Source organism: uncultured Castellaniella sp. (genome assembly GCF_937988725.1).
Classification (GTDB): Bacteria; Pseudomonadota; Gammaproteobacteria; order Burkholderiales; family Burkholderiaceae_B; genus Castellaniella.
The window spans coordinates 26,175-51,717 of the sequence record NZ_CALKHS010000001.1 but is presented as its reverse complement, the minus strand read 5'-3'; the positions used below and the strand labels follow the sequence as shown (position 1 = coordinate 51,717).

Genomic DNA, 25,543 nt, shown 5'->3' with positions numbered 1-25,543 from the left:
TTCAACGTGTGACGTACCGCTCGAGCACAGCCATTGCAAGCCCCGTATCGACTCTGCTCTGCAGAAAATCGTCGTCCCCGAGGACCCGCCGCAGGAATTCAGCATTGGTCCGCAACCCGCTCAACTTCAGCTCCGCCAAGGCACGCTCAAGCCTGTGGATGGCGGCGGACCTGTCCACTCCCCATGCAGCCAACTTGGCGATCATCGGATCGTAGTAAGGCGTGACCCGATCACCCTCGCGAACTCCTGTGTCTATCCGCAGCCCATCGGATTCTTCCGGCCAACGCAGTTCCTCCAGAGGCCCCGGAGACGGAAGAAAGCCCTTCTCCGGACGCTCTGCATACAGCCTGCATTCGACCGCATGCCCACTGGCGCGAATGGCCTCCTGAGGAACTCGCTGCAGCGAGCCGAACGCCTGCTCGAGCTGCCAGCCTACCAGATCGATACCTGTGATCAATTCCGTCACGGGATGCTCGACCTGAATACGCGTATTCATCTCTAGAAACCAGGCGCGTTCTCTGTGCCGGTCGAACACGAATTCGACCGTCCCCGCCCCCGAGTATTTCTGCGCCCGAACCAGAGACAGGGCCGAGCGATACAGTACATCCCGGACCTCGCCCGGGATCCCCGGAGCCGGCGCTTCCTCCACCACTTTCTGGAATCGGCGCTGCACGGAACAGTCCCGATCAAAAAGATGAACGCCGCTCCCATCCCCATAACCGAATACCTGCACTTCGACGTGCCGGGCGGAAGAGACGTAATGCTCCAGGTACACGCTCCCGTCGCCGAAAGCCTTGGCCGCCATCGATTGAGTGGCCTGCACAGCCTGATGCAGATCCGACTCCCGGTCCACCCGGCGCATCCCGATGCCGCCGCCCCCAGCAGCCGCCTTCACCAGCAGCGGATACTCCAGCCGCCGGGCCTCCTCCTCGAGGCCATCCAGATCATGAGGCTCAAAGCGGCGGCTGCCCGGAAGTACGGGCACCCCGGCCGCATCAGCAATCTGGCGCGCGCGCTCCTTGTCGCCCATTGCGGCAATGCAGGCAGGCGCCGGCCCTATCCAGATCAGTCCGGCATCCTGGACGGCCGCAGCGAAATCCGCGTTCTCAGACAAAAAGCCATAGCCCGGATGAACCGCATTGGCTCCCGTCCGTCGCGCGGCATCAAGAATCGCATCGACACGCAGATAGCTCTCACGCGCCGGCGCGGCACCGACGAATACCGCCTCGTCCGCAAGCTGAACGTGCATCGCCTCACGGTCGGCCTCGGAAAACACCGCAACAGTGGAAACCCCCAGTTGGCGACAGCTGTGCATGATGCGGCATGCAATCTCGCCACGATTGGCGATCAACACTTTTCTGTTGCCCATATATTTGTCCTTGTCTCCTTCGGCAGGGCCCGGCAGCGTTCTACGGCTGCACTCCGGAACGAGAGCGCTTGCCAAGACCCGACTGCAGGCGGGCCTCGGCAAGCGCGACGAATTCGCACAGCACTGGCCGCGTCTCGCGCGGATCGATGATTTCCTCGACAGCAAAGGCCTCTGCGGTACGGAAAGGCGAAGCATAGGGCCGAAATTCCGCCTCGATTTCCTTCTCGCGGGCGGCCGGGTCAGGCGCCGCCATGATGTCTCCGCGGAACGCGGCCGCCACCCCGCCCTCAACCGGCAAAGACCCCCATTCGGCCGTGGGCCAGGCCAGTTTCAAATCCACGTCGTTCTTGTTGCAAGTGGCCATGCCCGCCATGCCATAGCATTTGCGCACGACCAGGGTGATGGTCGGCACCGACAACTGCCCGGCAAAGAACACGGCGCGCATGCCCTCGCGCAAGGTCCCCGCTTCCTCGGCCCGCAGGCCGACCATGAAACCCGGAACATCCACGAAAAACACGATGGGGATATGGAACGTATCGCAGAGATCCATGAAGTGAATCTGCTTGCGCGCTGCATGGACATCCATGGCGCCGCCATAGACCATCGGATTGTTCGCCACGATTCCAACCGGGCGCCCGCCCAAGCGGGCCAGCAATGTGATGACTGCCTTGCCGTAAGTGGGCTGCAGCTCGAAAGTCGAACCCTCGTCGCATACCAGCTTCACCAGCCTGTGCATGTTGTAGGCCTGGGTCCGCCGCTGCGGCACGATGCTGGCCAAACGTTCGTCACAGCGGTCGACCGGGTCGCTTGCATCGCCACGCGGCGGCAGCTGCCAGACATTGTCCGGCATGAAACTGAGGAATCTCCTGATTTGCGCGAACGCATCTTCTTCGGACACCGCCGCATTGTGGATGGTGCCAGCTTTGTCCACCGCCACGGCGGCGCCGCCCAGGTCATTCTTGTCGATCTCCTGCCCGAGCGACCGCTTGACCACCGGAGGGCCCGCTGCAAAGACCTGGCTGTTGTCGCGCACCATGACGGAAAAATGAGACAGGATCGCCCGCCCGGCGGGCCCGCCGGCTGCGGTTCCCAGCACCGCGCAAACCACAGGCACGGTTCCCAACAAGCCAACCGATCGCTCGAAACCATGCACCCCCGGGAACACACTGTGCCCGCGACGCTTGATGGACAACACGCTGCCCCCCGCGCCGTCGATCAGGTTGACCAGCGGGACACGGTAATGATGCGCCAGATCCTCGATGAAGCCGCCCTGCCCACCCTTGCGTCTCAGGCTGCCGAATGTGGTTCCCCCTCGCACCGTGAAATCCTCTCCGCCTATGGCCACGGCGCGACCATCGATCCGCGCCAGGCCGGCCACATAGGGCGCCGGCGTCACGGACACCAGGCGGTTGTGCTCGTCATAGCGCCCTGTGCCCGCCAGAGTGCCGATTTCGCGGAAACTGCCTGGATCGGTCATTGCGGCGATGCGTTCACGGACGGTCAGCCTCCCCTTCGCGTGCTGTCGTTCTACAGCATCGTCCCCTCCCAGCTTGCGGGATTCTCCTCGGCGAAACCCCAGCTCGGACACGACCGATGCATCGACATCCGGCACTGCATTCACGTTTCCAGCACACACAGGATCTGCTCCTCTTCGACGGCTTCGCCCGGCTTCACACGCAACTCGACAATGACACCATCTGCGCTTGATTCAAGCGGTATTTCCATCTTCATGGATTCGAGGATAAGGATGACATCCCCTTCACCGACCGAATCTCCAGTCGCGCGCTCTACCTTCCAGACCGTGCCCGTTACCGGCGAACCCAACTCTACCTTTGCCATTTGTCCGTCTCCTCGTCGTGCAAAAGTCAAACTGTCTCCGATCCACTCAGTAGGTCGTCGGCCAAGACGCCATGCGATGCTGCCCGACGCCATGGCTGCGGCGCATGGCATGCACACCCAGCATTTGAGCCAGGTACCGGCGCGTATCTTCGGGACGGATGACAGATTGGGCAGCATAAATTTCGGCCAGCCCCCATACGTTGCTGTCACGCTCCATCTGTTCCCGGAGCGCCTGAAGCGCACCGTCGTCGGCATCGCGCCCCCACGTGACCACACGCACGGCATAGTCAGGGTCCATGAAACTGATTTCCGCTATGGGCCAGGCAGCGACTTCATCAGAATTGCGCCCGCCGCCCATATTCAGATAGGCTTGGCCGTAGCTCTTGCGCATGATCACCGAGAGCTTGGGCACCGTACACATCTGCAGAGCCGTCATGAAGTTCATGATCTTGCCGGGCGCCTTCATGCGCTCTCCCTCGATGCCGATGACAAAGCCGGGGGTGTCGACCAGCAGCACCAACGGGATATTGAAAGAATCACACAGCACGACGAAACGTGTCGCCTTCTCGCATGCAGCCACATCCATGGCACCCGATTTGGCCATAGGGTTGTTAGCCACGATACCGACGGTCCGGCCTTCGATCCGCGCCAGGCCGGTAACGAGCGAGCGCCCGAAAGCCGGCTTGAACTCAAGCAGGCTACCTGCGTCCACGACACCCCTAATGACTTTATGGACGTCATACACACGGCGGCGGTTGTCGGGCACCACGGCGGCGAGGTCAGCGTATTTTTCCTCGGGGGCCAGAGGTTCGCTGCACGGAGGAGCTTCCTGGTTGTGGGACGGCAGGTATGAAAGGAAGCGTTGCACCAGCGCAATGGCTTCCTCGTCCGTCTCGACGACACAATCGACGAGGCCGGTGGTGCGACTGTGCAACTCCCAGCCGCCCAGGTCTTCTGAATCGACCGTCTGTCCGATCGCCAACGAAGCCAGCACGGGACTGGCAACCGCGAGCGTGGATCCCTTGCGCATGACCGTGAAATCGGACAAGCACGAATACCAGGCCGACGAGCCATAGCACTGCCCCAATATGGCGGACGCCCACGGCGTTTCACGCTGGCGCACGTACTGCTGCGGATCGTTGCCGAGCAACGTTCCCATCCCCCGCGCACCCATGTTGTCGGGCATCCTCGCCCCCGACGATTCCCCGAAGAACACCAGAGGGAATCCACGATCGGTGGCCACTCGCTTGACGTGCGCGATCTTCTTCATATTGGTCAGGCTGCTGGAAGCGCCCTTGACCGTGAAGTCATTGGCGACGACACCGACCGGACGGCCGCCAACTTTGGCAAAGCCCGCGACCTTGGCGTCCGCAGGTGTGCTGTCGCGATCCGCCAGCACCGCGGACGAGACGGCCAGCAGCCCGCTCTCGATGTAACTGCCCGGGTCGACAAAGTGTTCGATGCGCTCACGGGCGTTCAGGATTCCCGCTTCACGCCGGCGCTGAAGCTTCCGTTCCCCGCCCATGCGCAGGGCCCACTGCTCGCGTTCATCGAGCGTACGCAACTGATCAAGCTCAGAGGCGCCCCAGTCAGAAACCTGATTCATGATTGACCTCCTGTGGCCATGACGGAGCACCCGGTCGTCGCATCGTGAACGACCCCCTCGCGCAGCAGCTCCTGTATCTGCGGCTCGGACATATCGAGTTCATCACGCAGTATCTGCACCGTATCCTCACCGGTATCGTGCCCCGCCCACGCGACCTCTCCAGGAGTGCGTGACAAGCGTGGCACCACATTGGCCATGGCCACCGGTCCCAGGATCGAGTCCTCCGGGGTCGCAACCATCCCGCGAGCGCGATAGTGCGGGTCATCGAAAATATCTCGTATGTTGAAAATTCGCGACGCCGGAACGCCCGCACAAGCCAACTGCGATTCCACCTCGGCGAGAGGCAGGCTGCCGACCCACGCGCCGACGACTTCGTCCACGTCATCCTCGTGAGCCGAACGGGCCACGGGAGTGGAAAACCGCGGATCGTCCAGCAACTCCGGGCGCCCCATGGCTTGAACCAAGCGCCGGAAAACGCTCTGGGAACCCGCTGTAATGTGGATATGGCGCCTGTCGGCGCTGGTATACAAGGTATTGGGGGTGTGATTGGGCAACCTGGATCCCGTGCGGGTAGCAACCACGCCGAGCTGTTGAAACGCCGGAATGTGCGGCTCCATGAAGCTGAAGGCCGCCTCATAAAGCGCGGCGTCGACAACCTGGCCCTCGCCGCTGCGAGTGCGCTCCAAGATCGCCATCACCGCGCCGAACGCCGCATACAGACCGGTGATGTAGTCAGTCAGCGAGACCGAAACGCGCGCCGGCGGGCGGTCCGGATCCCCGGTCAGCTCACGCAACCCGCTAAAGGCCTCGCACACCACACCGTAGCCGGGACGTTGACTATATGGGCCGTCCTGTCCGTAGCCGCTGATGCGCACCAGAACGAGACCGGGATTCTGCGCCTTCAGCACCGGATATCCCAGCCCCCAGCGCTCCAGCGTTCCCGGCCGGAAGTTCTCGACGACGATGTCGGTGCGAGCGCAGAGCCTCTTGACGATTTCACGTCCCTGCGATGTATGCAGGTCGATCGAGATGATGCGCTTGTTGCGAAGAATGGAAGCGCCATACAGCGAGCGCCCCTGCTTGATCTTGCCCATAGCGCGCACCGCATCGCCGTCCTTCTGTTCGACTTTGATCACGCTAGCGCCAAAGTCGGCGAGCAGCCGCGCACAGAAAGGCCCCGCCACAGTGGACCCCAGCTCCAGCACACGGCATCCCGCCAGGGGCCCGCGCCCGGAAGTCTTTCCTGATGCCAAGTTGTCGTGACTGCTCACACCCATGCTCCTTCGTCTAGTCTTGTGCTACCCGACTCGGAAACCTGCCCCGGCAATCACCAGTATAGGTGTAGAAATTATTTTGTCAACGATCAAGAACTTCAATAGATACAAAATAGTTAACTATTTAGATTGAAGAAAACGCCTCCTCCCAAGAAGACATCTCAAACACTGTTCACAAGGAAAGTTGTCGCCGCTGCTCGTCGCAGCGGCCATGACTGTGTTCCGAGAACCCGTCAGTCAACGCTGCGCAGGCTGCGCACGTCCAGGCTGACGTCGCCGCGTTCGCAAGACACCCAGGCGCTGCGGTCGGTGACGTTGACGCTCAGATTCATCGTGCGGTCCGCCAGCGCGGCCAGGGTCTTCGTGGCTTCCGCGTCCAGGGCATAGACCTGCAGGTTGCCGGCGCGGGCGACCTTGTTGCGCACCCCCGCCCACCAGACGTCCACGCCGCGCCCGTATGCCAGGACGACGACCTGTTCGGCGCGGCCGCATGCCTTCAGCAGGCGGCGATCGTCGGGCAGGCCGATCTCGACCCACTGCTGCACGGCGCCGGTCAGGTCCAGGTTCCACAGGTCGGGCTCGTCGGTGTCGCTCAGGCCCCGGGTGAAGACCAGCCGCTCGTCGGCCTGCACCCACAGGGCGTAGGCCAGCAGGCGCACCATCAGGCGCTCGTCGGTCTCGGACGGATGCCGCGCCACGGTGACGGCATGGCTGCCGTAATAGCCGCGATCGTTGTCGGCGACGTTGATTTCGGCTTTGTAGATGGTGGCGCGCAGGGCCATGATTATTTAAATGCGGTTTCGATGAAGCTGCGCAGTTTACGCGAATGCAGACGCTCGCCGGGCATCTCGCGCAGGCGTTCCAGGGCCCGGATGCCGATGTGCAGGTGCTGGTTGACCTGGGTGCGATAGAAGGCGCTGGCCATGCCGGGCAGCTTCAGTTCGCCGTGCAGGGGCTTGTCGGACACGCACAGCAGCGTGCCGTAGGGCACCCGGAAGCGGAAGCCGTTGGCGGCGATGGTGGCCGATTCCATGTCCAGGGCGATGGCCCGCGACTGCGACAGGCGCTGCACGGGTTCCTGCTGGTCGCGCAGTTCCCAGTTGCGGTTGTCGATGGTGGCGACCGTGCCGGTGCGCATGATCTTCTTCAGTTCCCAGCCCGACAGGCCGGCGACCTCGGCCACGGCGTCTTCCAGGGCTACCTGGACTTCGGCCAGCGGCGGCACCGGCACCCACAGGGGCAGGTCGTCGTCCAGCACGTGGTCCTGACGCACGTAGCCGTGGGCCAGCACGTAATCGCCCAGGCGCTGGGTGGTGCGCAGGCCCGCGCAATGGCCCAGCATCAGCCAGGCCGACGGCCGCAGCACCGCCACGTGGTCCGTGATGGTCTTGGCGTTGGACGGCCCCACCCCGATGTTGATCAGCGTGATGCCGGTATGGCCTTCGCGCTTCAGGTGATAGGTGGGCATCTGCGGGGTGAAGGCCAGCGGCGGGGCTTCCTGGGCGGCGGTTTCCTGCGTGACGATGTGATTGCCGGGTTCCACCAGCGCGGTATAGCCGCCCGCCCCGGTCGCCAGCGTGGCCCGCGCCCATTTCACGAATTCGTCCACATAGAACTGATAGTTCGTGAACAGGACGAAATCCTGGAAATGCGTGGGCGAGGTGCCGGTGTAGTGCTGCAGGCGCTGCAGCGAATAATCGATGCGCGGGCCCGTGAAGGGCGCCAGCGGCCGGGGCTGGTTCGCCCGGCCGCGCCAGGTGCCGTTGACGATGGCGTCGTCCGTGACGGACAGGTCCGGCACGTCGAAATGATCGCGCAGCGTATGGCCCGGGACCTCGGAATATTCGCCCTGGGCGTATTCGCCTTCCGGGAAGGCGAAATGCAGGGGGATCGGCAGGTCCGATTCGCCGATCTCCACCGGCACGCGGTGATTGCGCAGCAGCAGGCGCACCTGTTCGCGCAGATAGTCATGGAACAGCGCCGGACGCGTCACCGTGGTCATGTAGACGCCGGGCTCGACCAGGTGGCCGTAGGACAGGCGGCTGTCCACGTCCGGATAGGTGTTGATGCGGATGCGGATGGCCGGATAGCAGGCCCGCACGCGCTGCCCCACTTCCAGCGTGCCGGCGCCGTATTCCCGGAACGCATCGCGGATGAACGCGGTGTTGCGCTGATACAGGTGAATCAGCTGATCGACGGCGGCGTCGGCATCGTCGTAGCTGGCAAACGGCACCAGCGGCGGCAGCCGCGTCGGGCGGGGGGTATCCATGAACTTTTCCATGCGCCTGATTATGGCAGGTCTTCGTGACGCATGGATTAATTCCGCCGATGCACTTCCCGGCCCGCCGCGTAGGTCGCGGCGATCGCGCGGTCGTCGCCCAGCATGGCCAGGGCGAACAGCAGTTCTTCCAAGGATTCGGCGCGGGCGGTGCGACGCTCCAGCAGCGGAGTGGCCCCCGGATCCAGGACGATGAAGTCGGCTTCGGCGCCGGCTTCCAGCGTGCCGATCTGCCCGGTCAGGCCCAGGTGCTTGGCGGCGCCCTGGGTGGCCTGCCAGAACATGCGCCGGGCCGTCAGGTGGTGGCCCGACAGGCGGGCGACCTTGTGGGCCTCGTTCATGGTCTGCAGCATGGAAAAGGACGATCCCCCGCCCACGTCCGTGGCCAGGGTCACGGGCATGCCGAAGTTCTTGGCGGCGGCGAAATCGAACAGGCCGCTGCCCAGGAACTGGTTGGACGTGGGGCAGTGCGCCGCCACGGCGCCGGCATCGCGCATGCGGCGGCGGTCGTCGTCGTCCAGCCAGACGCAGTGCCCGTACACGGCGCGGGGGCGCAGCAGACCGTAGTCGTCATAGATGTCCAGATAGCTGCGGTGCCCGGGGAACAGGGACATCACCCACTTCACCTCGTCCTGGTTCTCCGAGACGTGCGACTGGATGAATACGTCGGGATAGCGCTGCGCCAGTTCGCGGCAGCGCCCCAGCTGTTCGGGGGTGGACGTGGGGGCGAAGCGCGGCGTGAGCGCATACATCTGGCGGCCCGTGCCGTGCCAGCGCTGCAGCAGCGCCTCGCTGTCCCGCGCGCCGGATTCGGCCGTGTCGCGCAGGTATTCCGGGCAGTTGCGGTCCATCATGACCTTGCCGGCCACCATGCGCAGGTTGCGGGCATGGCTTTCCTCAAAGAAGGCCTGGGCCGACCCGGGGTGCACGGTGCAATACACCAGGGCCGTGGTGGTGCCGCAGCGCAGCAGCTCATCCAGGAAGAACTTCGCCACTTCCCGGGCGTAGTCGGGGTTCTCGAAGCGCCGTTCGGTGGGAAACGTGTAGGTTTCCAGCCAGGGCAGCAGGCCGGGCGCGGGCGACGCGATCATGTCGGTCTGCGGATAGTGGATGTGCGTATCGATGAACCCCGGCGTAATCAGGCGGCCGCGCCAGTCGTGCACGGCGACGCCCGCCGGCAGCCCGGGCGCCAGTGCGTCGTAGTCGCCGCACTGCTCGATCACGCCGTCGCGCACCACCAGCAGGCCGTCCCGGACCCATTCACAGGCCTCGTCCTCGGCCTTGGGCGTATCGCGAAAATACAGCAACTGGGCGCGATAGGCCTGCACATCGGGCACAACTTGGGCGTTTGACGTCGAGGTCATGGTGTCTCCTGAGGGTATTTTTCGGCAGCGGCGCGAGAGGCCGGCTGCCCTGTTCGAATCAGTGCGTCACGGCAAGGTCGGCCTGCGTCGCGCGATGTTCCCGCTGGGTGCGCAGCCGCATCAGCTGCGCCGCCACGGACACGGCGATCACGGCGGGCTGCTTGCCCTCGATCCCCGGCTCGCCGATCGGGCAGGTGATCCGCGCATAGCGTTCGGGCGGGATGCCGCGCGCCGCGAAGCGCTGCCGGAACTTGTGCCATTTGGTGGCCGAGCCGATCAGGCCGAAATAGGCCGCGTCGTCGCGCTTCATGATCTGTTCGCACAGATGCTGGTCCAGGGCGTGATCATGCGTCATGACCAGGTAGCAGCTGCCCGCGGGCGCCTGATCGATGACGGCCTCGGGCGTGTCGGTGGCCTCGATGACGACGTTCGGGGCGACGACGTCGGGAAACAGATCTTCCCGCGCATCGACCCAGGTGACGCGGCAGGGCAAGGTGCCCAGGATGCTGACCAGGGCATGGCCCACGTGCCCCGCCCCGAAGACCAGGATCTGCAGGGAATCGGGCCGCAGGGGTTCCGTCAGCACGGGACACCCCCGGGGGTCGGAAGGATCCAGCAGGCGGGCCGCCTGGAAGCGGTTGGCCGGATGCGACGCGGCGGCCGGAGCCTGCAGGCGGACCCAGGGGGTCACGCCCGGACCGCCCACGCCGACCTCGCGCTCGAACGATTCCTGGCGCCGCAGGCGGTCGCAGGCATCCCGCAGCCAGGCGCGATCGGTGTCCCGCAGGCGCTCGAACAGCAGCGTCACCAGGCCGCCGCAGCATTGGCCCGCCGAGGCGGCCAGCGGCATGTCCCGGACCCAGCGGTCCGGATGATCCGCATTGCCCAGGTGTTCGCGCGCCAGCCGCGTGGCCTGCCATTCCAGCTGGCCGCCGCCGATCGTCAGCCATTGATGGCCCGCCGACACCAGCATCTTGGCGCCGGCTTCCCGGGGCGCCGACCCGCGCACGGAGGCGACGCTGATCAGCACCGCGGGCTGCTGGCGGTCCAGGCACCAGAGCGCCTGATCGATCCAGGCAGTCATGCCGGTGTCCTCAAGCCGCGGCGGCGTGACGCTGCCGCAGGTCTTCGGCCGCCATCAGGATGGCTTCCGGGGTGGCCGGGGCGGACAGTTCGGGCGATTCACGCCCGTCGCCCAGCGCGGACAGCGCATCGGCGATGGCATTGAAGACGCTGACGCCATGCACCAGCGGCGGTTCGCCCACGGCCTTGGAATGATGGACCGAATCCGCGTGATTACGGGCCTTGAACAGCCGCACGCGGAAATCGCGCGGGCAGTCGCTGATGGCCGGGATCTTGTAGGTCGACGGCGCATGCGTGGTCAGGCGGCCATCGTCTCGCCAGACCAGCTCTTCCGTGGTCAGCCAGCCCATGCCCTGGATGTAGCCGCCCTCGATCTGGCCGATGTCGATGGCCGGATTGATGGAGGCCCCCGCGTCGTGCAGGATGTCGGCCCGCAGCAGCTTCCATTCGCCCGTCAAGGTGTCGACGACGACCTCGGACACGGCGGCGCCGAAGGCGTAGTAGAAGAAGGGATTGCCGCGGCTGGTGGCCTTGTCCCAGCTGATGCCGGGCGTCTTGTAGAAGCCGTCGGACCACAGCTGCACGCGATCCCAGTAGGCCTCTTCGACCAGTTGCGCGAACGGCAGGGTCTTGCCGTTGACGCTGACCTGCCGCCAGGCGAAGGACACGTCCTCGGCCTTGCCGCCGTACTTGCGGGCGGCGAAATCGGCCAGGCGGGCGCGCAGGGTCAGGGCGGCGTCTTCGGCCGCCTTGCCGTTCAGGTCGGACCCGGTGGACGCCGCCGTGGCCGAGGTGTTGACGACCTTGTACGTATCCGTGGCGGTGACGCGCACGCACTCCAGGTCCAGGCCCAGGGTGTTGGCGACGATCTGCGCGACCTTGGTGTTCAGCCCCTGGCCCATTTCGATGCCGCCGTGGTTCAGCAGCACCGAGCCGTCGCGATAGATGTGCACCAGGGCGCCGGCCTGGTTGAAGGCCGGCACGTTGAAGGAAATGCCGAACTTCACCGGGGTCAGCGCCAGGCCCTTCTTCAGGACAGTGCTGTGGGCGTTGAAGTCCCGCACCGCCTCGCGGCGGGCGCGGTAGTCGGAAGAAGCTTCCAGTTCGCTGATGATGGGGTGCAGCAGATTGCCCTCGACGACCTCGCCATAGGGGGTCGTGTTGCGCGACTCGACGCCATACAGGTTCAGATAGCGCACGTCCAGCGGATCCTTGCCCAGCTGGCGGGCCACGCGGTCGATCAGCACTTCGGTGACCAGGGCGCCCTGCGGCGCGCCGAAGCCGCGGAAGGCCGTGGCCGACTGCGTGTTGAGCTTGCCGCACATCGTATGGATATCGGCCGCCGGAATGTAATAGGCATTGTCGAAGTGCGCCAGCGCGCGGCTGGCGACGGCCTCGGACAGATCCGCCGAATAGCCCGAATGCAAGGTCATGTCCAGGCGCACGCCCAGGATGAGGCCGTCCTGATCGAAGCCGACGTCGTATTCGAAATAGAAGCCGTGGCGTTTGCCCGTGATCATCATGTCGTCGTCGCGGTCGGCCCGCAGCTTCACCGGCCGCTGCAGCTTCGCGGCGCAGACGGACGCCACGCAGGCGAACATCGCGGATTGGGATTCCTTGCCGCCGAAGCCGCCGCCCAGGCGCCGGCATTCGATCTCGACCTGATGGCGCTGCCAGCCCAGGGCATGCGCCACGGCATGCTGCATTTCCGTCGGGTGCTGCGTGGAGCACAGCACCTGCATGCCGTCCTTTTCACGCGGGATGGCATAGGCGATCTGGCCTTCCAGGTAGAACTGCTCCTGGCCGCCGCAGGAAAACACGCCCGTCAGGCGCACCGGGGCGCCGTCCAGGGCTTTCTGCACGTCGCCCTTGATCAGGCGCAATTCATCGGTCGTGCCCACGCCGGCGTCCTTGGCCTGCTTGGGCGTCAGCAGGAAAGGCAGTTCCTCGTAGCTGATTTTCCCCAGACGCGCGGCGCGCCGCGCCTGGTCCACGGTTCTGGCCACCACCACGAACATCGGCTGCCCGACGTACTGCACGATGCCATCGGCCAGGATGGGGTCGTCGGCGACGACCGGGCCGCAGTCGTTCACGCCGGGGATGTCCTTGGCCGTCAGCACGGCCAGCACGCCCGGCGCCTGGCGCACGGCGTCCAGATCCATGGCGGCGACGCGGGCGTGGGGCTTGTCGGACAGGCCCAGCGCCGCATACACGGTATTGCGCAATTCGGGGATGTCGTCGGTGTAGACGGCTTCGCCGCTGACGTGCAGCGCGGCCGATTCGTGCGGACTGGCCGCGCCCGCGGCCGGCTCGCCCACCACCGGACGCGGGATGCTGTCGTTGCCGATCGCCAGCCGGTCCAGTTCGACCGGAATGTTGACACGCATGTTCATGTCGGGCTCCTCAAGCAAGTTCGGCCAGATTGGCCGTATTCACCTGATGCGTCGCCAACGGCGCCCCAGGGGCGGTTTCCAGATAAAAGCGATACAGCAGATTCTGCGAAGCCAGCAGGCGATAGTCGCTGCTGGCCCGCATGTCGGTCAGGGGCTTGAAGTCCTGGGCGACGGCCTGCATGGCCGCGCGCACGCGGGTTTCGTCCCATGCCTGGCCCTGCAGGGCAGCTTCCACCGCCCGCGCCCGGCAGGGCGTGGCGGCCACGCCCCCGAATCCGGTGCGCAGCTGCCGCACCTGCCCGGCCTCGTCCAGCACCACGGCGAACGCGGCGCAGACGGCGGAGATGTCCTGGTCGAAGCGCTTGGACAATTTGTAGGCGCGGAACTGGCGGCCCGCCACCCGGACCGGCACGCGCAGGCCCTGCACGAATTCGCCCGCTTCGGCGGCGTTCTTCTGATAGGCCAGATAGAAGTCTTCCAGCGGCAGTTCCCGGACCCGGTCGCCGCGGCGCAGGATGATGCTGGCGCCCAGGGCGATCAGCGCAGGCATGGAATCGCCGATGGGCGAGCCATTGGCCACGTTGCCGCCCAGCGTGCCGGCGTTGCGGATCGGGAAGGAGGCGAAGCGCTGGCGCAATTCGGCCAGTTCCGGGATATGCGCCACCAGCGCATCGTAGGCGTCGTTCAGCAGGGCGCCCGCCCCGATGATCAGGTCGTCGCCTTCTTCGTGGATGTCGCGCAGTTCGCGCACCTGGCCGATGTAGATCAGATGCGGCAGGTCGCGCTGCTGCTTGGTCACCCACAGGCCGACGTCGGTGCTGCCGGCCAGGATGCGGGCGTCCGGATGATCCAGGCGCAACTGCGCCAGCTGGGCCAGGGTGCGCGGCGCATGGAAGGTGTGGCCGTCGTGCGTGTAGGAAAACACGTCCTCGCGCTGCAGCGTGGCCAGGGTCTTCACCAGCGCGGCGCGGTCGAACTCGACCGCCGGATACTGGTACATCTCGTCGGCGGCTCGGATGATGGGCTGATAGCCCGTGCAGCGGCACAGATTGCCCGACAGGGCATCGTCGATCTGCGTGCGGGAGGGCGCCGGGTCCTGCGGGCCATGGGCCAGGTACATGCCCCACAGCGACATGACGAAGCCGGGCGTGCAGAAACCGCACTGGGATCCATGACAGTCCACCATGGCCTGCTGCACCGGATGCAGCGAGCCGTCGGGCTGGCGCAGGTCCTCGACCGTATACAGCGCCTTGCCGTCCAGGGTGGGCAGGAACTGGATGCAGGAGTTGACCGCGCGCATCGTCACGCCGCCCTGGCCGTCGGGTTCGGCCACCATCACGGTACAGGCGCCGCAGTCGCCTTCGGCGCAACCTTCCTTGGTGCCCATGCAGCCCAGGTCCTCGCGCAGATACTGCAGCACGGTGCGGGTGGTGGGCTGATCAGCGACCTCGTGGACCTGACCGCGATACTGAAAGCGAATGGCTGTTGTCTCCATCGGGATACCTTTTATATTCAAGCCGGGTGTTGGATCCAAGATAGCACCAAGCCGCAAGCCCCGGCATTCACGAACGATGATGGGGGGTATCAGGGTCGCTGATCATGGACGCCGACGCCCGCGCCGTGAATAATGGTCCGCATGAGCAAAACCCGTGATTCCATGGACACCCACCTGCTGCGCATCCTGCAGATCCTGCTGACCGAACAGAGCGTGTCGCGCGCCGCGATCAAGCTGGGCCTTTCCCAGCCCGCGCTCAGCAATTCGCTGCGGCGGCTGCGCGACATCACCGGCGACCCGATCCTGGTGCGCAGCAAGACCGGCATGGTCGCCACCGAACGCGGCCAGGAACTGCTGGCCCATGCCAACGAAGCGCTGTCCGCCATCGAGCGCATCACCCAGCCTCCCGGAGAATTCGATCCGGCCCATTCGACGCGCGAATTCCACCTGGGCGCCCCCGACTACCTGGATGCGATGTTCCTGCCGAACATCGCCGAAATCCTGCGCCGCGAAGCGCCCCATGCCAAATTCATCGTACACCCGATCAATGCCGATTACGACTACGCCGGCGGCCTGGAGGACGGCGGTCTGGACGTGGTGATCGGCAACTGGCTGGAACCGCCGCCCCAGATGCACATGGCGCGGCTGTTCGACGACGAAGTCGTCTGCATGGTGGGCAGCCAGAACCCCATCGCGCACCGGGAACTGAGCCTGAAGCAGTATCTGGAACTGCCCCACCTGGCGCCCTTTCCCTACGTCTCCGAACGGCAGAGCTTCATCGACGGCTATCTGGCCGCCCAGGGCCTGCGGCGCAACATCCAGATGACCATCCCCTATTTCGGCCAGGTCGCGGGCATGCTGCTGCGCACCGACCTGGTCTTCACCACGGGGCGGCAGTTCGCCCAGCACTACGCCCGCTATCTGCCCATCACCATCCTGCCCTCGCCCTTCCCCTTCCCGGCCATGCGCTTCTACCTGCTGTGGCACCGCCGCTGCCACGGCGCGGCCGAAGTCATCTGGCTGCGCCAGTGCATCGTCCGGGTCGCGTCCATGCTGCAGGCCAGCCTGGGCGCGCAGGGGTCCGCGACACCGTCCTGAAAGCCCGGGGGCGCCGCCGGACGGTAACTTGGGGTAAATCAGCGTACCGGAGGCGTGCGGGGGGACTTAAGATCGGGAATGCCTCCGTCGTCTCCGCACCGGGCCTGAACCACGGACAGCCCGCCCCCACCATGCCGCCAGCCGTCGCTCCTTTACTGTCGCTTCGCCGCCTGACCATCGCATTCCCGACGCCCGACGGGCCCTTCGAGGCCGTGAGCGATCTCAGCTTCGAGGTGGCCGCGGGCCGGACGCTGGCCATCGTGGGCGAATCGGGCTCCGGCAAATCCGTGACGTCCATGGCCCTGATGCGGCTGCTGGACTACACGCCGGGCCGGATCCTGTCCGGCCAGGCCCTGTTCCAGGCGAAGGACGGGCCGCTGGACATCGTCCGCGCCTCGACGTCCCGCCTGCATCGCCTGCGGGGCAATGAAATCTCCATGATCTTCCAGGAACCCATGACCTCGCTGGACCCCGTCTTCAGCGTCGGCGCCCAGATCATGGAAGCCATCATGCTGCACCAGCGCCTGGGCGCGGCGCCCGCCCGGCGCAAGGCGAAGGAAATGCTGGACGCCGTGCGCATGCCCGATGCCGAGCAGGTCCTGGACCGCTATCCCCACCAATTGTCGGGCGGACAGCGCCAGAGGGTGATGATCGCCATGGCGCTGGCCTGCCAGCCCCAACTGCTGATCGCCGACGAACCCACGACCGCGCTGGACGTCACCATACAGGCCCAGATCCTGAACCTGATCCGCGACCTGCAGTCCCGGTTCGGCACGGCGGTGATCTTCATCACCCACGACATGGGCGTCGTGGCCCAGGTCGCCGACGACGTCGTGGTCATGCGCCACGGGAAAAAGGTCGAGGAAGGCCCCGTAGCGGACGTCTTCAACCGTCCCCGGCATCCGTACACGCAGGCGCTGCTGGCGGCCGTCCCCCGGCTGGGGGCCCTGCAGGGCAAGCCGCTGCCCTACCGGACGCCCCTGGTCCAGCTGCGCGAGGACGGCACCCTGGAAACGCTGGGCGCCACCCGCGCCCAGGACACGGCCGACTACGGCGCGCCCCTCCTGCAGGTGCGCGACCTGTCCACGCGCTTCGACGTGGCGCGCGACTTCCTGGGCCGGGCGACGCACCACGTGCATGCCGTCGAGCACGTCAGCTTCGATCTGTACCCCGGCGAGACGCTGGCGCTGGTGGGCGAATCCGGCAGCGGAAAGACCACCGTCGGCAAGTCGATCCAGCAGCTGGTGCCGGCGTCCGCGGGCAGCATCCTGTACCAGGGCCAGGACATCTTCCGGATGGACCGCGCCCGGCGGCAGCGCCTGCGGCAGGAAATCCAGTACATTTTCCAGGACCCCTACGCGTCCCTGGATCCGCGCAAGACCGTCGGCTTCAGCATCGCCGAACCGATCATCACGCACGGGCTGCTGCGCGACAAACAGGAAATCGACACGCGGGTCCGGGAGCTGCTGGTCCACGTCGGCCTGCAGGCCGGGCATGCCGGCCGCCTGCCGCACGAATTTTCCGGCGGCCAGCGCCAGCGCGTCTGCATCGCCCGCGCCCTGGCCTGCAGACCCCGCCTGATCATCGCCGACGAATCGGTGTCCGCCCTGGACGCCTCCACCCAGGCGCAGATCCTGGATCTGTTCATGCGGCTGCAGGAAGAGCACGGCCTGGCCTATCTGTTCATCACGCACAACATGGCCGTGGTCGAGCAGATCAGCCACCGCGTGGCGGTGATGTACCTGGGCCAGATCGTCGAACTCGGCCCGCGCCAGGCGGTGTTCGAAACCCCGGCGCATCCCTACACGCGCCGCCTGCTGTCGGCCGTCCCGGTGGCGGACCCGGCCCGGCGCATGGACACCCCGCTGGCCACCGGGGACATCCCCAGCGTCATCCACCGCGTGGACGACCCGCCCGCGATCCATCCCCTGGCCGATCTCGGCCAGGGCCACTGGGCGGCGCAGCAGGCGTCCCCGGCCCCCGAATGCCCCGTCCCCGAACTTCATTGAAGGAGTCCACACCATGACCACCCTCAAACCGCTCGCCCTGGCCGCCGCCCTGGCGCTTTCCGCGCTGGGCGCGCCCGGCGCCCATGCCGCCGGCGGCACGCTGACCGTCGCTCCGTTCGCGCCCGGCGACCCCGGCAGCTTCGATCCGATCGACACCTTCCTGGTGGCCTGGGGCAACGTCGGCAGCCAGCTCTACGACGGCCTGACCATGCGCGGCGCCGACATGAAGCTGGTGCCCGGCCTGGCGACGCACTGGGAAATGCTGGACAAGGACACCCGCATCCGCTTCACTCTGCGCAAGGACGTCAAATTCCACGACGGCGAACCCTTCAACGCGCAGGCCGTCAAATTCACCTTCGACCGCCTGCTGGGCGACGAAGGGAAGAAAGGACCGCAGCAGTCCAACTACAACGCCATCAAGGAAGTCAAGGTCGTGGACGACCTCACGGTGGACTTCATCCTGAGCCAGCCCGACCCGGTGCTCCTGACCAAGCTGGCGGGCTACGGCGCCATGATCGTGCCGCCGCGCTACATCCAGGAAAAGGGCGACGCCTATTTCAACACGCACCCGGTGGGCACCGGCCCCTTCCGTTTCGTCAGCTACGAACCCAAGATCAGCCTGACGCTGGAACGCAATCCCGATTACTGGGGCGGCGCGCCGAAGCTGGACAAGGTGGTGTACCGCTACATCACGGAACCGTCCACCCAGGCCTCTGAATTGCTGGCGGGCCGGCTGGACATCGCCGCCAACATCCCCCTGAGCATGACCTCCGTCATCAAGGAAAACAAGAACCTGAAGATCGTGGACATCGACGGTCCCACCACCGTGGCGCTGCGCTACAACACCCGGGACGGCATCACCGCCAACAAGGAAGTGCGCAAGGCGCTGATCATGGCCGTGGACCGCGACGCCATCATCAAGCAGATCCTGCTGGGCTACGCGGTCCCGACGGCCAGCTTCCAGGGCAAGCTGTCGTTCGGCTACGACCCGACGCTGAAGGTCGTGCCCTTCGACCTGGCCAAGGCCCGGGAGATCCTGAAGCAGCAGGGCGTCAAGCCCGGCACTCCGGTGCAGATCGACTACCGCGGCAGCGACCAGAACTTCCGCGAAGTCGCCCAGGCGGTCGCCGGCTACCTGCAGGCGGCGGGCCTGAAGCCCACCCTGAAGGGCTATGAGACCAACGTCCTGCTCAACGACATCATCCCCAACGGCAAGACCGGCAATATGTGGCAGAACACCTGGGGCGGCTGGACCTTCGACTACGACAATACCGCCTATGCCATGTACCACTCGGGCCAGAAATGGAATCCCTACGACAAGGACCCCAAGCTGGACGCCATGCTGGAGGCCCAGCGCGGCACCTACGACCGCGAGAAGCGGCTGAAGACGCTGCAGGACATCGCCCGCTACGTGCAGGACCAGGCGCTGGAAATGCCCCTGTACAGCCTGAAGGCCGTCTTCGGCGTCAATGACCGCGTCAAGGACCTGACCATCCCCTCGGACGGGCGCTTCCGCTTCATCGACGCCTCCGTGCAATAAGCCGCCATGACGGGTTTCCTGGTCAAGCGCCTCTTCCAGGCGGTGTTCGTCATCCTGGTGGTGACGCTGCTGGTGTCCTGGGCCGTCCGCCTGACGGGCGACCCGGCCCTGATGCTGGCCCAGGGAGCCGGCAGCATCACGGAAGCCGACCTGCAGCGCATCCGCGAAGGCCTGGGCCTGAACCAGCCCTTCCTGGTGCAGTACGGGCATTTCCTGTGGGGCATGGTCCACGGCGACTTCGGCAGAAGCTTCCTGGGCGGCGCATCCGTCGGCGGCCTGATCGCCACCGCGCTGCCCGCCACGCTGTGGCTGACCTTCTGCTCGCTGGCCTTCTCGCTGATCATCTCCATTCCCCTGGGCATCCACGCGGCCGTGCACCAGGGCTCCTGGTCCGACCAGACGATCCGGATCCTGACGCTCGTCGGGCTGTCCTTCCCCAACTTCTGGCTGGCCCTGATGCTGGTGCTGCTGTTCGCCATCATCTATCCGGTCTTCCCTCCGTCGGGGATGACGGACGCCACCAGCGTCGTGCTGCCGGCGCTGACCATGGGAATCATCCTGTCCGCGACGACGGTCCGCCTGGTGCGCACGTCCATGCTGGAAACCCTGAACGCCCAGTACATCATGGTGGTGCGCAGCAAGGGGCTGAAAGAGCGCACCGTCCTGTACAAGCACGCGCTGCGCAACTGCGCCATCCCGGTCATCACCTTCCTGGGCCTGCAGTTCGGCGGACTGATCGGCGGCATCGTGGTGGTCGAGCGCGTCTTCAACTGGCCCGGCCTGGGCACGCTGGCCTTCGAGGCCATCTCGGGGCGCGACTACCCCGTCCTGCAGGCCGCCGTGACCATCCTGGCCCTGCTGATCGTGCTGGCGAACCTGCTGGTCGACATGGCCTACGGGCTCGTGGACCCCCGCATCCGGATCAAATGATGAGCACACCGCCCGACACCCTTCCTTCCGTCACGCTCAAGACACCCCGCCGACGCGGCGCGCTGGAACTGGTCCTGGGCCTGCTGTTCGCGGGCGGCATCACCGGGGCGGTGCTGCTGTCGGGCTGGCTGTTTCCGGACGGCGGCGAAACCATGGACCTGGCGGCCCGCCTGACGGCCCCGTTCGTGAGCGCCAGCCACATCCTGGGCACCGATCCGCTGGGCCGCGACATCCTGGCGCGCGTCATCGTCGGCGGCCGCATTTCCCTGACGGTGGGCGTGCTGTCCGTGCTGGGCGCCGTGATCATCGGCGTCGTGGTCGGCCTGATCGCCGGCTACTATCGCGGCATCTGGGAGACCCTGCTGATGCGCTGCGTGGACGTCCAGCTGGCCCTGCCCTTCATCCTCATCGCCATCACCTTCATCGCCATCGTCGGCGGCAGCGTGCGCAACCTGATCATCTTCATGATCCTGGCGCAGTGGGTGCAATACGCGCGGCTGGTCCGCGCCCAGGTGATCGAGCTGCGCGACCGGGAATTCATCCAGGCCGCCCGCGCCTTCGGGGTGTCCGACCTGGCCCAGATCCGCCACCACTACCTGCCCAATCTGCTGGGGCCGGTCGTCATCCTGATGGCCCTGAACGTGGGCAACAACATTCTGCTGGAAAGCAGCCTGACCTTCCTGGGACTGGGCGTGGACCCCACCATTCCCAGCTGGGGCGGCATGCTGGCCGACGGACGGACCTACCTGCAGACGGCCTGGTGGGTCAGCGTCTTTCCCGGCCTGGCCATCATGCTGACGGTACTGGGTCTGAACCTGCTGGCGGACTGGTCGCGCGACCGTCTGGATCCGCGCGGCAAGGCATAGGAGCAATCATGGCTGAGCACACGCTGCTGAATCAACGATTCGACCGATCCACGGACGCCCTGCTGGCGCGGCTGATCCGGGAGCAGCCGGCGCAGCCGGTCCGCATCTGGCTGTTCGAGGGCCTGCCCGCCCGGCAGGCCCTGACGGCCGCCCTGGCGGAACACGGCATCCAGGCCCACGCGCACAGCGCCTACAAGCCGCTGGTCCATTATTTCCTGGAAGAAGCCGACCGCGCGGACCTGAGCCGGGTCCTGGTCCGCTATCCCGTCCATCCGGCCTGCCATCCCGGCCGATTCCGACTGGAAGCCTATCCGCTGGCGGCCCTGCTGCCCGGGGTCGACGTGGAATTCGAAGCACGCCCGGCCGAACCCAGCGGCGAGCACCCGGACCTTTGGTACCAGGTCGAACTGCAGTATGCGGGGGGCGCCGTCCGCACCCAGCGCATCTTCGCGCCGAACCGCCTGCGGACCGACGCCCTGGGACAGACGGTCTGCGTTCCATGCGCCTGGCTCATCCGGCACGAACAGCCGCATCTCGTCCACGTCCCGCTGGAATGCGAATACCAGCAGTGCTACGACGCCGTCCTGCAGGCGGTCACCGGGCACGACTGGGGGGCCAGCGAACCGTACTTCGACCGCCTGCTGATCCAGGCCTCCCTGCCCGGCATCGAACAGCCGCTGGCCGTGGGCCACGAAACCATCAGCACCACGGAAGCCCTGCACGAGGACATCTATTTTTCCCTGCTCGAGTTCTTCCAGCGCCACTCCGGCCGCCCCGCCGGCAGCCGCGGCCTGCAGCCGGGCCAGATCATCCCGGACATCCGGCTGGCGCAGGAACAGTCCGCCAGCGTCCGGGTGTCTTTCGAACCGGCCACGGCCCTGCAGGACGAGCAGGCTTTCACCATCCCCCGCCGCGCAACGGACGAAGACGTGCTGGGCGCGCTGGCGGGCCTGGAGCAGCCGATTTCCAGAAGCCGCGCGCTGGACGCGTTGCACCAGTTCCACGGCACGCATTTCGCCTTTCCATCGCGCCAGCATCGCCCCGTGGCCGGGGTCTACCATCCGGGGACCAGACCGGCGATCCTCATCAGCGGCGCCCAGCACGCCAACGAAACGACCGGCGTGGTGGGGGCGCTGCGGGCCGCCGACGCCCTGCGCCGCGAGCCGGGCGCCCATTTCGCGCTGATCCCGCTGGAGAACCCCGACGGCTATGCGCTGCACAAGGCGCTGCGCCAGCACAACCCGCGCCACATGCTGCACGCCGCCCGCTACTCCGCCCTGGGCGACGACATCGAATATCGCGAGCACGCCCCCTGGTTCGAGCGCCGCGCGCGCGACCACGCCTTCGCCATCAGCCAGGCCCGGCTGCACCTGAATCTCCACGGCTACCCGGCCCACGAATGGACGCGCCCCAGCACCGGCTACCTGCCGCGCGGCTTCGAGCTCTGGAGCATCCCCAAGGGTTTCTTCCTGATCCTGCGCCACCGCCGGGAATACCGGGACCAGGCGCTGGCGCTGCTGGACCGGGTCACGCGCGACCTGGCCGGCAACGCCCCGCTCCTGGCCTACAACGAGCGCCAGCTGGACACTTACCGCCGGCACGTCGACGCCGCGCCCTTCCAGGTGCTGCACGGCATTCCCTATCTGGCGGCGGCCGTCGAACACATGGCGTGCAACGTCACGCTGATCACGGAATTCCCGGATGAAACCATCGCCGGCGGCGACTTCATCCTGGGGCACACCGTCCAGATGCAGACCGTGCAATCGGCCGCCCGCTGGTGGTGGGAGCACGCCTGACCGGGCGCCGCCACATCAGCGCAGCTTGATAATTGTCATCAGCGCCGCGCGCTCACAGCGCAAAACCTTGTCCCTAGAATGAATCAGGCCGGTTGCTCCCGCAACCGCGCGCCCTTCACCACAAAGCCGGCCCACGAGCCGGTCGATCATCAGGAGACAAGGCTCATGAGCGAGCAGGAAACCGTTTTGCCTGCGGGGTTCGAGACCTCCGCCGCACCGCACCGCACCACCCCCGGCAACTGGCTGGAACAGCGCTTCCAGCTGACAGCGCGCGGCACCAGCGCGCGCCAGGAAACCCTGGCCGGCCTGACGACCTTCCTGGCCATGGTCTATTCGGTCTTCGTCGTCCCGGCCATGCTGGGCAAGGCCGGCTTCGACACCTCGTCCGTGTTCATCGCGGTCTGTCTGACCAGCGCCTTCGGCTCGCTGCTGATGGGGCTGTGGGCCAACCTGCCCATCGCCGTGGGCTGCGCGATCTCCCTGACGGCCTTCACGGCATTCGACCTGGTGCTGGGCCAGGGGCTGTCGCCCGCCGTCGCCCTGGGGGCCATCTTCCTGATGGGCCTGATCTTCACCGCCATTTCCGTGACCGGGGTGCGCACCTGGATCCTGCGCAATCTGCCGGTGGGCATCGCGCACGGCACGGGGATCGGCATCGGCCTGTTCCTGCTGCTCATCGCCGCCAATGAAGTCGGCCTGGTCGTGAAGAACCCCGGCCCCGGCCTGCCCGTGTCGCTGGGCGCGCTGAACGCCATGCCCGCGCTGCTGTCCGTCGTGGGGCTGGCCGCCATTTTCGGCCTGGAACGTCGCCGCGTGCCCGGCGGCATCCTGCTGGTCATCCTGGCCCTGTCGGTCGTCGGCCTGATCTGGGATCCCGCCGTCACCTTCAAGGGCCTGTTCGCCCTGCCGTCCTTCGGCGGCGAGCATTCGCTGATCGGCGCCATGGACGTGGGCGGGGCGCTGAGCGCCGTGGTCATCCCCAGCGTGCTGGCGCTGGTCATGACGGCGGTGTTCGACGCCACCGGCACCATCCGGGCCGTCGCCGGCCAGGCCGGGCAGTTGGACGAACAAGGCCAGATCATCAACGGCGGCCGCGCCCTGACGGCCGACTCCGTCAGTTCGATCGTGTCCGCCGGGCTGGGCGGCGCGCCCGCCGCCGCCTACATCGAATCGGCGGCGGGGACGGCCGCCGGCGGCAAGACCGGCCTGACGGCGACCATCGTCGGCCTGGGCTTTCTGGCGCTGATCTTCCTGTCGCCGCTGGCCGCCCTGGTGCCCGCCTACGCCACCGCACCCGCCCTGATGTACGTGGGCCTGCTGATGCTGGGCGGGGTGCGCAAGCTGCACCTGGACGACACCGTGGACACGATGGCCGGCATGGTCTGCGCCGTGTTCATCGTGCTGACCTGCAACATCGTCACCGGCATCATGCTAGGCTTCTGCACCCTGGTCATCGGCCGCGTGTTCGCGGGCGAATGGCGCAAGCTGAACGTCGGCACCCTGGCCATCGCCGTGGCGCTGGCCGTGTTCTACCTGGGCGGCTGGGCCATCTAGGAAAACAACGGCCCGTGAAGCCGGACCGGTTCCGGCTTCACGGGCACCCAGGCGGGTCGCGCGCCCCCGGGCGCCGCGGCCCGCCGGCTGTCGGTCAAGGCTGGGTCGGCAAGGCCCGGCCGCAATCCCCCAGCAAATGCCTCAACCACTGATGGGAGGGCGCATGATGATTGCGCGCATGCCACAGCTGATAAAAGCGCATCGGCGGGAAATCGATGGGCGATTCCACGATGACCAGCGGCAGCAGGCCCGCGTAGTAGCGGGCGAAGTGCCGGGTCGTGGTGAAGACCAGGTCCGTGCCAGGCAGCAGATACGGCGCCAGCATGAAGGACTGGACTTCGACGCATTCCTCGCGCTGGACGCGCAGGGACGTCAGCACCGTGTCGATCATCCCGCGCTGCGTCATGGAGTACGGCGTGGGCACGATGTGCTGGACCCGGCGGAAATCATCCAGGGTCAGCCGTCGAGAGGCCAGCGGATGATCGGCCGACATCAGGCACACGATCTGGTCTTCCAGCAGCACGGACAGGTGCATGCGGTCGGGCGGCTCGGGCCAGTTGCCGATCACCACGTCCAGGTCGCCTTCGGCCAGGGACCGCTCGAAATCGAAATCCGGACCCAGGGCATGCAGCACCAGCCGCGCATGGGGCGCTTCGCGGCGGAACCGGGCCACGGCCGACGCGGCGAACGCCGGGGCCATGTAATCGGGCGAACCGATGCGAAACACCTGCCGGCTGCTGGACGGGTCGAAATCTTCCCCGGTTTCCAGCATCGTGTCGATGGATTCCAGGGCCGACTTGGCGTGATCCAGAATCGCCAGCGCCCGATCCGTAGGCACCATGCCGCCTTTTTCACGCACCAGCAGCGGATCCTGGAAGATGAGCCGCAGGTTCTTCAGCGCCACGCTGATCGCGGGCTGCGACTGATTCAGTTTCAGGGCGGTGCGCGACACGCTGCGTTCGGCCATCAAGATGCAAAAGACCTTCAGCAGATAGGTGTCCAGCATGGCATTGCTGCGTCGTGTAGCCATCGAGATGGGTTCCTTGTTC

General features: G+C 66.3%; 19 protein-coding genes. 7 read left to right on the top strand and 12 right to left on the bottom strand.

Annotated features, from left to right (window positions below):
* Position 1 precedes the first annotated feature (1 nt).
* From Q0263_RS00240 to xdhA, 11 genes are all read right to left on the bottom strand, one after another.
* Complete coding sequence (locus Q0263_RS00240; protein WP_298012132.1) at positions 2–1,369, bottom strand: biotin carboxylase N-terminal domain-containing protein; 1,368 nt, start codon at positions 1,367–1,369, stop codon at positions 2–4.
* Positions 1,370–1,409: 40 nt separating this feature from the next.
* A complete protein-coding gene (locus tag Q0263_RS00235) occupies positions 1,410–2,990 on the bottom strand; it encodes a carboxyl transferase domain-containing protein (RefSeq protein ID WP_298012130.1) in 1,581 nt (526 codons plus the stop codon).
* Positions 2,987–3,208, bottom strand: coding sequence for an acetyl-CoA carboxylase biotin carboxyl carrier protein subunit (locus Q0263_RS00230; RefSeq protein ID WP_298012127.1), 222 nt, complete (start codon positions 3,206–3,208; stop codon positions 2,987–2,989). The genes Q0263_RS00235 and Q0263_RS00230 overlap by 4 nt, the downstream gene beginning before the upstream one ends.
* A 46-nt stretch (positions 3,209–3,254) precedes the next feature.
* Positions 3,255–4,814, bottom strand: coding sequence for a carboxyl transferase domain-containing protein (locus tag Q0263_RS00225; RefSeq protein WP_298012125.1), 1,560 nt, complete (start codon positions 4,812–4,814; stop codon positions 3,255–3,257).
* Positions 4,811–6,085, bottom strand: coding sequence for a CaiB/BaiF CoA-transferase family protein (locus Q0263_RS00220; RefSeq protein ID WP_298012123.1), 1,275 nt, complete (start codon positions 6,083–6,085; stop codon positions 4,811–4,813). Before Q0263_RS00220 ends, Q0263_RS00225 begins: the two co-directional genes overlap by 4 nt.
* 236 nt (positions 6,086–6,321) lie before the next feature.
* On the bottom strand, positions 6,322–6,870 hold the full coding sequence (locus tag Q0263_RS00215; protein ID WP_298012122.1) for a YaeQ family protein: 549 nt from the start codon (positions 6,868–6,870) through the stop codon (positions 6,322–6,324).
* A 2-nt stretch (positions 6,871–6,872) separates the two neighbouring features.
* Positions 6,873–8,357 carry an AMP nucleosidase gene (locus Q0263_RS00210; RefSeq protein WP_298012120.1) on the bottom strand — a complete coding sequence of 495 codons (1,485 nt, stop codon included), beginning with the start codon at positions 8,355–8,357 and terminating at the stop codon, positions 6,873–6,875.
* A gap of 47 nt (positions 8,358–8,404) precedes the next feature.
* Complete coding sequence (gene guaD, locus Q0263_RS00205) at positions 8,405–9,730, bottom strand: guanine deaminase (RefSeq protein ID WP_298012117.1); 1,326 nt, start codon at positions 9,728–9,730, stop codon at positions 8,405–8,407.
* A 58-nt stretch (positions 9,731–9,788) separates the two neighbouring features.
* Complete coding sequence (gene xdhC / locus Q0263_RS00200; RefSeq protein ID WP_298012115.1) at positions 9,789–10,814, bottom strand: xanthine dehydrogenase accessory protein XdhC; 1,026 nt, start codon at positions 10,812–10,814, stop codon at positions 9,789–9,791.
* 10 nt (positions 10,815–10,824) lie between these two features.
* Complete coding sequence (xdhB, locus tag Q0263_RS00195) at positions 10,825–13,206, bottom strand: xanthine dehydrogenase molybdopterin binding subunit (RefSeq protein ID WP_298012113.1); 2,382 nt, start codon at positions 13,204–13,206, stop codon at positions 10,825–10,827.
* Positions 13,207–13,216: 10 nt separating this feature from the next.
* Positions 13,217–14,701 (bottom strand): xanthine dehydrogenase small subunit, encoded by a 1,485-nt coding sequence (gene xdhA, locus Q0263_RS00190; protein WP_298012111.1) that lies wholly within the window; start codon positions 14,699–14,701, stop codon positions 13,217–13,219.
* Between the two features lie 141 nt (positions 14,702–14,842).
* Here xdhA and Q0263_RS00185 point away from each other — a divergent pair, with 141 nt between their 5' ends.
* The 7 genes from Q0263_RS00185 (at position 14,843) to Q0263_RS00155 (ending at position 24,494) form a co-directional block, all read left to right on the top strand.
* On the top strand, positions 14,843–15,799 hold the full coding sequence (locus Q0263_RS00185; RefSeq protein WP_298012109.1) for a LysR family transcriptional regulator: 957 nt from the start codon (positions 14,843–14,845) through the stop codon (positions 15,797–15,799).
* A 131-nt stretch (positions 15,800–15,930) separates the two neighbouring features.
* Positions 15,931–17,808 (top strand): ABC transporter ATP-binding protein, encoded by a 1,878-nt coding sequence (locus Q0263_RS00180; RefSeq protein WP_298012107.1) that lies wholly within the window; start codon positions 15,931–15,933, stop codon positions 17,806–17,808.
* A 13-nt stretch (positions 17,809–17,821) separates the two neighbouring features.
* Positions 17,822–19,348 carry an ABC transporter substrate-binding protein gene (locus tag Q0263_RS00175; protein ID WP_298012104.1) on the top strand — a complete coding sequence of 509 codons (1,527 nt, stop codon included), beginning with the start codon at positions 17,822–17,824 and terminating at the stop codon, positions 19,346–19,348.
* Between the two features lie 6 nt (positions 19,349–19,354).
* On the top strand, positions 19,355–20,278 hold the full coding sequence (locus Q0263_RS00170) for an ABC transporter permease (protein WP_298012101.1): 924 nt from the start codon (positions 19,355–19,357) through the stop codon (positions 20,276–20,278).
* Positions 20,278–21,144: an ABC transporter permease gene (locus tag Q0263_RS00165; RefSeq protein WP_298012099.1), complete on the top strand. Its 867-nt coding sequence runs from the start codon at positions 20,278–20,280 to the stop codon at positions 21,142–21,144. The genes Q0263_RS00170 and Q0263_RS00165 overlap by 1 nt, the downstream gene beginning before the upstream one ends.
* An 8-nt stretch (positions 21,145–21,152) precedes the next feature.
* Positions 21,153–22,940, top strand: a complete 1,788-nt coding sequence (locus Q0263_RS00160) for a peptidase M14 (RefSeq protein WP_298012096.1) — start codon at positions 21,153–21,155, stop codon at positions 22,938–22,940.
* 165 nt (positions 22,941–23,105) lie between these two features.
* A complete protein-coding gene (locus Q0263_RS00155; protein ID WP_298012094.1) occupies positions 23,106–24,494 on the top strand; it encodes an NCS2 family permease in 1,389 nt (462 codons plus the stop codon).
* A 94-nt stretch (positions 24,495–24,588) separates the two neighbouring features.
* On the opposite strand, the gene Q0263_RS00150 is transcribed toward Q0263_RS00155, so the two are convergent.
* A complete protein-coding gene (locus tag Q0263_RS00150; RefSeq protein ID WP_298012091.1) occupies positions 24,589–25,524 on the bottom strand; it encodes a LysR family transcriptional regulator in 936 nt (311 codons plus the stop codon).
* Positions 25,525–25,543 lie beyond the last annotated feature (19 nt).